The organism is Oleiphilus sp. HI0043, assembly GCF_001634935.1.
The window spans coordinates 1-1,663 of the sequence record NZ_LWEY01001963.1 but is presented as its reverse complement, the minus strand read 5'-3'; the positions used below and the strand labels follow the sequence as shown (position 1 = coordinate 1,663).

The window sequence follows — 1,663 nt, the reverse complement described above, 5'->3', positions numbered from 1 at the left end:
TACCGTTAATCACACCTTTAACGATTTCTTCAGCTTCAAATGCTTTCTCAAGCTCTTTCCAAGCTTCAGCACGCTTAGCCTTCTCACGAGATAGGCGTGTTTCACCGAAGCCATCTTCAACAGCATCTAGTGCAACATCAACAGAGTCACCGATCTTTAATTCGACTTCACCGCTCTCGTTAACAAATTGAGATAGAGGTATAACACCTTCTGACTTTAGGCCAGCGTTTACTGTAACCCAGTCGCTATCAATATCTACTACAACACCCGCAATAATTGCTCCCGGGGTCATATCGATTTCATTTAGACTCTCTTCAAATAACTCTGCAAAGCTCTCGCTCATTACAATTCCTGTGTGATTAAATTCTCCGTACCACCAGCATGTACGGTTTATTTATTGAAATGGGTTTTGCATTGCTGGCCAACGTTAACCAAAACCCAAAAGTTTAGAAGTCGTATTTATTAAGATTTCCGCTCAATAAAATTAACAACTTCCTTTAAAACTTCTTCGATAGAAAGCCCTGTAGTATCAACATGATACGCATCTTCAGCGGCTTTGAGCGGAGCATTTTTTCGCCCCATGTCTCGGGCGTCTCGCTCTTCTATCTCCTTTAAAAGGGGCGCGATTTTAACATCTTCCCCCTCCGCCTTCAACTGCTTAAAGCGTCTATCCGCCCTAGCTTCTGCGCTCGCTGTCATAAATACCTTATATTCTGCCTCTGGAAACACCACTGTCCCCATATCTCGACCATCAGCAACCAAGCCAGGCTCGACTGCAAAGTTTCTTTGCCTTTGCAATAATGCTGCGCGAACAGATGCCAAAGGCGCTATCTTTGACGCATCATTACCCACAGTTTCTGTACGAATATCATTCGTCACATCCTGACCACCAAGTAATACTCTGACAGGCTCACCGTACTCAGATGGAACGAATTCAACATCTAACTTCTCAGCGACTTCAGCCAAAGCCTCTTCGTTATCGAAAGCAACCCCCAACCTAGTAGCAGCCAGCGCGGTAAGACGATAAAGCGCCCCGCTATCAAGCAAAGACCAGCCCAAATGCTTCGCCACGAGCTGAGCAATACTCCCCTTACCCGCGCCGCTGGGACCATCTATCGTTAATACTTTGCATGTCATTCAACTATCTCCAATTTTTTGAATGTCACGAAATTTTTCAGCACCATTCTTTACTACAACTCGTTTTACTCGGAATCGTCTTCAACGCTAATATTCAGACCCACTTCACTAGCCAACTCAACAAAATTTGGAAATGACGTCGCAACATTAGCACAATCCCTAATCACGATTTCACCCTTCGCTCTTAATGAAGCGACAGCGAAAGACATCGCTATTCTATGATCGCCATGACTATGAACTGTACCGCCTTGAATCTCAGAATTCTTGATCACTATACCGTCGTGCTTAACATCCGTTCTAACACCCAGCTGCGCCAAACCATCAGCCATCACTTGTATACGGTCGCTTTCCTTAACACGAAGCTCTTCAGCGCCACTTAAGACCGTCTCTCCCTCAGCACAAACCGCAGCAATAAACAAAACAGGAAACTCATCGATCGCAAGCGGAACCTGATCCTCTGGAATTTTAATTCCTTTAAGAGGTGCATGCTTAACACGAATGTCGCCTACAGGCTCACCACCTACGA

2 protein-coding genes and 1 pseudogene are annotated in these 1,663 nt (G+C 45.0%); all 3 read right to left on the bottom strand.

The window, feature by feature from the left end; genetic code table 11:
* Positions 1-343, bottom strand: a 343-nt coding sequence (locus A3729_RS30300; RefSeq protein ID WP_156498246.1) for a S1 RNA-binding domain-containing protein, incomplete at its 3' end; no start/stop codon positions are given.
* Positions 344-462: 119 nt separating this feature from the next.
* On the bottom strand, positions 463-1,137 hold the full coding sequence (gene cmk, locus A3729_RS30295; protein ID WP_068509312.1) for a (d)CMP kinase: 675 nt from the start codon (positions 1,135-1,137) through the stop codon (positions 463-465).
* A 65-nt stretch (positions 1,138-1,202) separates the two neighbouring features.
* Positions 1,203-1,663 (bottom strand): annotated as a pseudogene (locus A3729_RS30290) (bifunctional prephenate dehydrogenase/3-phosphoshikimate 1-carboxyvinyltransferase); the annotation flags it as partial.

Coding starts and splice junctions, on each gene's coding strand:
- cmk (WP_068509312.1), bottom strand. CDS start 1,137: ATGACATGCAAAGTATTAACGATAGATGGTCCCAGCGGCGCGGGTAAG.